Origin of the sequence: Streptomyces violascens, from assembly GCF_014649955.1 — a bacterium.
GTDB classification, from domain to species: Bacteria; Actinomycetota; Actinomycetes; order Streptomycetales; family Streptomycetaceae; genus Streptomyces; species Streptomyces violascens.
Genome location: NZ_BMUA01000021.1, coordinates 132,732 through 140,423 on the forward strand (window position 1 = coordinate 132,732; position 7,692 = coordinate 140,423).

Genomic DNA, 7,692 nt, shown 5'->3' on the forward strand with positions numbered 1-7,692 from the left:
CTCGGAAAGGAACCATCGATGATGCCCTCGGAACGGTCCAGCTCGTCGGAAGGGGCACGGCGAACGGATGCCGGCTTCGCCGCCGATCAATTCCCCCTCCAGGTGGCCGAGTTCGCCGAGCACCTGGGCAGCGTCCTCGGTCAGCTGCGCGCCCTCGACCTGGAAGGCATCGCGCCCGCGTCCGCCTTCCGCGCCGCGGGCGAGTCTCCGTCAGCCCGGCAGGAGCCCACTGATGCGGCCCTTTGAACTGACCCTGTCCGCGGCCGGCAAGGCGATCGCGGGCGGCGAGTTGTCGCCCGTCGAACTCGTCGACTCGGTCCTGGAACGGTGCGCCGCGGTCGAGGGGCAGCTGAACGCGTACGTCACCGTGGTCGCCGACCGTGCCAGAGCGGCGGCCGCACAGGCCGAGCGGGAGATCCGGGCCGGCCGCCGTCTCGGCCCGCTGCACGGCATTCCGTACGGTCTCAAGGACCTCATCGACACGGCCGGGATCACCACGACCGCGAGTTCACGGCTGTGGGAAGGGCGCGTGCCCACCGCGGACAGCACGGTCGCGGCGCTGCTGTCGGCAGCCGGTGCGGTCCTCGTCGGCAAGACGCACACCCACGAGTTCGCCTACGGTTTGCTCACCCCGCAGACCGCCAACCCGTGGGCGGCGCGGCATATCGCCGGCGGGTCCAGCGGAGGTTCGGCGGTCGCGGTCGCCGCCGGTTCGGCCCTGTTCGCGCTCGGCACGGACACCGGCGGCTCCATCCGCGTGCCGGCCGCCCTCAACGGCGTGGTGGGCCTCAAGCCCACATACGGGCTGATCTCGCGGCACGGGGTGGCTCCCCTGTCGTGGTCCCTCGACCACGTCGGGCCATTGACCCGGACCGTCGAGGACGCGGCTCTGGTGCTCGACGCGCTGGCCCGCCACGACCCGCGCGACGGGGCCAGCATCGCCGCGCCGCGCGCCGGCTCGTGGCCGCACACAGCCGACGACGGCTTGCGGGGACTGCGCATCGGGGTGCCCGTGAACTACTACTTCGACCGGGTGAGCCCCCCGGTCGAATCCTCCGTACGCGGCGCCATCGCCCGCTTGGAGAAGCTCGGCGCGGAACCCGTGGAGGTGCGGCTGCCACTGGTCACCTATGTGGAGGCCACCCAGTGGGGCCTCATGGCACCCGAGGCGTCCGCGGTCCACGAGGCAGCGCTGGGACTGACTCCTGGGCTCTACAGCCCCGATGTGCGGCTGCTCCTGGAGGCGGGCGGGCGGCTTCCAGCCCTCGACTACCTGCGCGCCCAGCGCTCCCGGGCGCTGATCAGGAACGCCTGGCTCCGCCTGTTCGAGGACGTCGACGTCATCGCCGCGCCGTCCGCGCCCCTGACCGCCGCACTGCGCGGCCAGACGTTGGTGCACTGGCCGGACGGAACCTCCGAGACGGTCACCGATGCCTACGTCAGGCTGTCGGCACCCGCCAACATCACCGGCTTCCCCGCCCTGTCCGTGCCCACCGGCCTGGACGCCGATGGGCTGCCCATCGGCATGCAGCTCATCGCGGGCCCGCTCGCCGAGTCGGTGCTGTTCCGCGTGGGGATCGCCTTCGAAAGGTCCCAGGACGCGGCCGGGACGCTCGCACCCGTCGGTTAGCGCGGCGAAGGAGCAGGCATGTGGGTATGCGGGGTTACGGACCCTGCCATCCGCGGTCGAGGTGTGACAGCGTCAAACCGGCTGTGCCGCAAGGGACTTGGCCAAGTCGTACCGAATGGGCCCGCTGCCGCGCTGATCCCGGCGCGTCGGTGGAGGGGGCCTCTTGTCCGGCAGGTGTCGCATGGTCTACAGATTTCCGCCATGAGCACTGAACCCGTTCCCGCCGCCCCTTCGCTTCCCGATTCCTTCTACCGTGAGCTCGCCGACGGCTCCTTCGAGAGCACGTCGGCGACCGCGGGGCCGTGGAGTCCCAAGACCCAGCACGCCGGCCCTCCGTCCGCCCTCGTGGGGCGGGCCCTGGAACGGCACGGAGCGCGGGCCGGGTCGAGGATCGCCCGCGTCACCGTCGAGCTGCTCCGCCCGGTGCCGGTCGCGGATCTGCGGGTGGAGGTGCGGACCGTACGGGCCGGGGGCCGGGTCGAGCTCCTGGAAGGCGAGTTGACGGCCGACGGCGAGCCGGTGCTGCTTGCCCGTGCCTGGCGCATGGTGGCCAGCCCCGCCGGCACTCCTGCATTGCGGCACGGCCCCGCCGCACCGCCGAAGCCCGGTCCGCAGGTGCCGCAGACCATGACGGGGGCGCATCTGGACGGCTATGTCTCCGCGATGGAGTGGCGTTTCGAGCACGGCCGGAGCTTCGACTCTCTCGGCCCGGGCACCGTCTGGGCCCGCCAGCGCATCCCGCTGGTGGCTGGCGAGCAGGACACTCCGCTGCGCCGGGCGCTCACCCTGGCCGACAGCAGCTGGGCCGTCGCCTTCGAACTGGACCACCGTGAGGGCCTCGTCATCAACACCGACGTCACGCTCGCCCTGCACCGCGACCCGGTCGGCGAGTGGCTGTGTCTGCGCTCGGAGACGGCGGCCAGCCCCGCCGGCTCGGGCCTGGCGACGGGGCTGATGTACGACGAGTCGGGTGACTGCGGCCGGGTCCTGCAGACCCTGCTCGTCACCGAGCGCCGATGACGGCGGGCCGACGGAGTGCCGTCGGCCCGGCGGCCCGACCGGGTGGCTCACTGCGGCCAGTCGACCAGCAGGCTGCGGGGACCGCGGAAGGACACGTTGGCCGGGAAGTCGAAGTCCTGGCCCTCGACCATCCGCATCTCCGGGGCCCGCTGGGCCAGCAGGTCGAGCGCGATCCGGGCCTCCATGCGGGCCAGCGGGGCGCCGATGCAGTAGTGGATGCCCTTGCCGAACGCGAGGTGTCGGCGGGCGTCGCCGCGGTGGATGTCGAAGGTCTCGGGGTCCTCGAAGTGGTTCGGGTCCCGGTTCGCGGCGCCCAGCAGGATCAGCACCTTGGCCTCGGCAGGAATCTCCACTCCGCCGACGTCGACAGCGCGGGTAGTGATGCGCCGCCAGGCGGGGATGCTGCTGTCGAAGCGGAGGAGTTCCTCGATCGCCTTGGCGATGAGCGAGCGGTCCTGGCAGATCGCCGCCCACTGCTCGGGGTTGGCGAGGAGCTGGCGGATCGCGTTTCCGGTGAAGCTGGTCGTGGTCTCGTGGCCGGCGAAGCTGAGCCCGTAGGCGACGTTGGTGATGTCGGCGAGCGACAGGGCGTCCGGGTCGGCCTGGTGGATGCGGACGAGGTCGCTGGTGAAGTCGTCGACCGGCTCGGCTGCGCGCTGGGCCACGAACTTCTCGCAGTACTCCCAGTAGTGGGTCATGTTGGTGGCGATCTCGCGCTGCTCGTCGCCGCTCGGCCGCCCCCAGCTGAACGCGATGCGGTTGCCGCACCAGCTCTTCAGCATGTCCATGTCCTCGTCGGGAAACCCGATGAAGGTGAAGATCATGTACGCGGGCAGCGGGTAGGTCAGTGCCGACACCAGGTCGACCCGGCCCGGCTCGATGGCGTCCACGAGCTCGGTTGCCTTCGCCCACACCTTCGGCTCCAGCGTCGCTATGCGGCGCGGCGAGAAGCCGGTCATGTTGTGCTTGCGGATGCGGGTGTGCCGCGGCGGGTCGCAGTCCGACATGACGGGGTAGGCGCGGAATCCGTCCTTCAGGATGCGCTGAGCCTCCTCCGACATGGGGAAAACCGGACGCTGGCCGACCGCCGCGGAAAACGTCCCCGGGTCCTTGAGGACGGCCTCTATGTCGTCGTACCGGGTTATCACCCACATGTCGATCGCCTCGGCATAGAAGGCCGGGGCCTCTTCTCGTACCGCGGTGTGGATCGGGTACGGATCCGCCACATAGGAATCGCCGAGCGGATCGAAACCGTGATGTACCGGGCACTTCGCCGCCGTATCGGTCGGTGTCATCGCACAACCTCCTGGGCTTGGTGCCTCAAGTCTCGGACAAACGGGGCCACTTGAAAACGACATAATCTTGAAGCGTGTTATAGAATCCATTAATGACCGACGGGATGAGCCTGCGTCAGCTGCACCATTTCGTAGCCTGTGCCGAGGCCGGCACCATGACCGGAGCCGCACGTCGCCTCTACATTTCACAGGGCGCCGTATCGGTGGCGATCTCTCAACTCGAACGGCAATTGGGAGTTCAACTTCTGCTGCGCTCCAAGGCGAAGGGCCTCACCCTCACCGAAGCGGGCCGTCTGCTGCTTCCACAGGCCCGCGCCCTGCTCGCGCACGCCGAGGAACTCCGCACAGGAATGCGCGACATCGGGCAGGCCCCGGCCGGGCGCCTGGTGATCGGCTGCTTCACGACCCTCGCGCCGTTCCTCCTGCCGCGCCTCCTGGAGGAGTTCCAGGCCGTCCACCCCCGGGTGACACTCGACTTCGTCGAGGGCTCCCTCACCGATCTCCAGCAGCTCCTCCTGGAGGGCGGCTGCGAACTGGCCGTGCTCTACGGCGTCGACATCCGGCCCGGCATCGACTTCGACACCCTCTACGCGACCCGGCCACATGTACTGCTGCCGCCCGTCCATCCGTTGACGGCCAGGGACGAGGTGCGACTCACCGACCTCGCCGAGCACGACATGATCATGCTCGATGTGCCGCCCAGCCTGCGGTACTTCAGCGATGTGCTGAGTTCCGCCGGGGTGACGCCGGCCATCCGGCACCGCACTGAGAGCTTCGAAATGGTGCGCAGTCTCGTCGCCCGGGGCGTCGGCTACTCCCTGCTGATCCAGCGCCCCACGCCCGACCTCAGCTACGAGGGACGCACCCTGGCGGTCCGGCGGATCCAGGACGAGGTGCAACCGCTGCCCGTGGTGCTGGCCCGCCCGGCCGGGGTCCAACTCACCCGCCGGGCCGCCGCGTTCACCGCCTTCTGCCATGCGATGTCGGGCCGGTACGCCGATCCGGCCTGAGGCCCGACACCCACGGGCGACCACACCGAATCGGCGAAGTGCCTTATTCCGCCAGCGAATTGGTTCGTCATCGAATACCTTGGGGTATGACTCTCGGCAAGGATTACGATTACGCAGCACAGGAATGCTCGATCGCCCGCGCCCTTGAGATCATCGGCGAGCGCTGGACACTCCTCGTGATGCGTGACGCGCTCTACGGCGTACGGCGTTTCAATCATTTCGCCGAACATCTGAAAATCCCCCGCGCCGTGCTCGCCGCCAGGCTCCGTGCGCTCGCCGAAGCCGGACTTCTGGAAAAGCACCAGTACCAGCTCACCCCGCCGCGCCACGAATACCTGGTGACCGCCCGGGGCCGCGCCCTGTGGCCGGTCCTGCGATCGCTCGGGCTCTGGGGACGCGAATGCCTTCCGGGCGCGGAACCGCTGCGCACTTTCCATCATGCGGATTGCGGAACGGAGTTGGGCTGGTACGGAGAATGCCCTGGGTGCGGAGATTCCGTCGCGCCGCGGGACGTGGAGACGCGGCCGGGTCCCGGCGCCCTCTCGGAGCCCCGGGACCCGATCAGCCGTGCGCTGCGGGCGCCCCGGCTCCTGCTTCAGCCCTTCGACACGGAGGAGTCGACGTGAACGGCCCGCGCACCCAGCGCCTCGACGAGTGAGCACAGGACCGGCTCGGGCACCGTGCTGTCGACGGCCATCGCCGCCATGGCCGCACCGGCATCGGAGCGCGCTATCTCCATGGCCGCGATGTTGATGCCCGCGTCGCCGAGGATCCGGCCTGCCTTCCCGATCGCGCCCGGCGCGTCGGCGTACCAGAGGAACAGCATGCGATCGGCGAGTTCCACGTCCACGTCGAAGTCATCGATACCGACGATCCGGTGCACGTGCCGGCGGCCCGACAGGGCGCCCGAGACCGACACCGGCGTGCCGTCGGGCAGCACACCGCGCAGGGTGAGGGTGTCGCGCCGGTCCGGGGCGGACGGGCCGGACGTGAAGTCCATGCTGATGCCGTGCCGGGCCGCGAGCAGCGGCGCGTTCACCACCGACACAGCCGTCGCCGCGACGCCCGTGAGCATCCCCTTGAGGGCGAACAGTTCCAGGGCGCCCACATCGTGCCGCGCGATGTCGCCGGCGACCCCGATACCAACGGCCTCGAACGTGTGCCCGGCGAGCGCGGCGAAGACGCCGCCCAGTTTCTCCGCGAGGGCCAGATACGGATACACGTCCGCCTCGACGGGGCCTGCCTGGGTGTTCACGGCCTCCGGGACCAGCTCCCCCGCAAGAACGCGCCGCACCGAGCCGGCGACGGCGATGCCCGCCTTCTCCTGTGCCTCGGCGGTGGAGGCCCCGAGGTGCGGGGTGACGACCACGTTGTCGAGACCCAGCAGCGGGGAGTCGGTGCACGGCTCCACCGCGAAGACGTCCAGTCCGGCCGCCGCGACCCGGCCGTCCTTGAGCGCGGCGGCCAGCGCCTCCTCGTCGACGATGCCGCCCCGCGCCGCGTTGACGATGCGCACGGACGGCTTCACCCGGGCGAGCTCCGCGTCCCCGATAAGTCCCATGGTCTCGGGGGTCTTGGGCAGGTGCACGCTGATGAAGTCGGCGATCTCCAGGAGCTCGTCGAGCGGCAGGAAACGCACACCCGCACAGGCCACGTGCTCCTCCTGCACGTACGGATCGTGGGCGACGACCCGCATGCCGAAGGCGGCCATCCGCTCGGCGACCAGCCGCCCGATCCGGCCGAGCCCGAGGATCCCGAGGGTCTTCTCGGCGAGTTCGACACCGGAGTACTTGGCGCGGTCCCACTCCCCTCGCTTGAGGGAGGCAGTGGCCTGCGGGATGTTGCGGGCCGTGGAGATCAGCAGTCCGCAGGCGAGTTCGGCGGCCGTGACGACGTTGGACGTCGGGGCGTTCACGACCAGCACGCCGGCTCGTGTGGCGGCCGGGATGTCGATGTTGTCCAGGCCGATGCCGGCCCGGGCCACCACGCGCAGACGCCGCGCGGCGCCCAGCACTTCGGCGTCGACCCGGGTGGCGCTGCGCACCAGGAGAGCGTCGGCATCGGCCACGGCGGCGAGCAGCGCCTGGCGGTCCGTGCCGTTGCAGTGCCGGATGTCGAAGTCCGGGCCGAGCGCGACGACCGTGGCGGGCGAGAGTTCCTCGGCGATGAGGACGACGGGCAGGGTGACGGCGGTGGGACTCATGAAGGGCTCGATCCGTGGGAGGGCGGCCTGGGGCTGTCGCCGGGCGCGGGGACGTGTGCCGGACAAGCCGGTCGGCAGGCGCGCGGCGGGGCGCTCAGGCGTTGCTGCCGAGCGGTTCCGCGTCGACCACTGCGTGGTCGGCGGCGAGGACGGGGTGGTTGCGCGAGCTGCCGGGCGAGCCGAGCTCGACGAACACCTCGCGGTCGGCGGTGCGGTAGTCGCGCAGCGAGTCCGGCAGGTCGCTCTCGTAGAAGACCGCTTCCACCGGGCACACCGGTTCACAGGCCCCGCAGTCGACGCACTCGTCCGGGTGGATGTAGAGCTTGCGCGGGCCCTCGTAGATGCAGTCGACCGGACACTCCTCGATGCAGGCCTTGTCCTTGATGTCCACGCAGGGCTGGGCGATGACGTAGGTCATGGTCTTCTCCGATGTCTGCGGGCTGACGGCGCGTCAGTGGACTGATGGTGTGTCAACTGATGACGGTCCAGGTGTCCTTGCCGGCGAGCAGGGTGGCGAGGTCGCCCTTGCCGTTC

Annotated in this window: 8 protein-coding genes; 5 read left to right on the plus strand and 3 right to left on the minus strand. The window is 70.2% G+C overall.

Translation table 11 applies throughout. The annotated features are described in order from the left end of the window. Positions 1–18: 18 nt before the first annotated feature. The 3 genes from IE206_RS31225 to IE206_RS31235 all read left to right on the plus strand — a co-directional run bounded on the left by IE206_RS31225 (position 19) and on the right by IE206_RS31235 (position 2,650). Positions 19–246, plus strand: coding sequence for a hypothetical protein (locus IE206_RS31225; RefSeq protein WP_189968045.1), 228 nt, complete (start codon positions 19–21; stop codon positions 244–246). Then, positions 233–1,630 carry an amidase gene (locus IE206_RS31230; protein ID WP_189968047.1) on the plus strand — a complete coding sequence of 466 codons (1,398 nt, stop codon included), beginning with the start codon at positions 233–235 and terminating at the stop codon, positions 1,628–1,630. The genes IE206_RS31225 and IE206_RS31230 overlap by 14 nt, the downstream gene beginning before the upstream one ends. A 201-nt stretch (positions 1,631–1,831) precedes the next feature. Next, entirely contained in the window at positions 1,832–2,650 is an 819-nt protein-coding gene (locus IE206_RS31235) for a thioesterase family protein (RefSeq protein ID WP_189968049.1), read from the plus strand. A 47-nt stretch (positions 2,651–2,697) separates the two neighbouring features. Here IE206_RS31235 and IE206_RS31240 read toward each other — a convergent pair whose 3' ends face one another. Continuing rightward, positions 2,698–3,945, minus strand: coding sequence for a cytochrome P450 (locus IE206_RS31240; RefSeq protein ID WP_189968052.1), 1,248 nt, complete (start codon positions 3,943–3,945; stop codon positions 2,698–2,700). Between the two features lie 92 nt (positions 3,946–4,037). On the opposite strand from IE206_RS31240, the gene IE206_RS31245 reads away from it, so the two are divergent. Both IE206_RS31245 and IE206_RS31250 read left to right on the plus strand, forming a co-directional pair. Further along, a complete protein-coding gene (locus IE206_RS31245) occupies positions 4,038–4,955 on the plus strand; it encodes a LysR family transcriptional regulator (protein ID WP_226599142.1) in 918 nt (305 codons plus the stop codon). 86 nt (positions 4,956–5,041) lie between these two features. Then, entirely contained in the window at positions 5,042–5,581 is a 540-nt protein-coding gene (locus IE206_RS31250) for a winged helix-turn-helix transcriptional regulator (protein WP_189968054.1), read from the plus strand. Here the strand turns inward: IE206_RS31250 and serA are convergent. Further along, a complete protein-coding gene (gene serA, locus IE206_RS31255) occupies positions 5,551–7,158 on the minus strand; it encodes a phosphoglycerate dehydrogenase (protein WP_189968056.1) in 1,608 nt (535 codons plus the stop codon). The genes IE206_RS31250 and serA overlap by 31 nt on opposite strands. 94 nt (positions 7,159–7,252) lie before the next feature. Next, positions 7,253–7,576: a ferredoxin gene (gene fdxA, locus IE206_RS31260; RefSeq protein WP_189968058.1), complete on the minus strand. Its 324-nt coding sequence runs from the start codon at positions 7,574–7,576 to the stop codon at positions 7,253–7,255. Positions 7,577–7,692 lie beyond the last annotated feature (116 nt).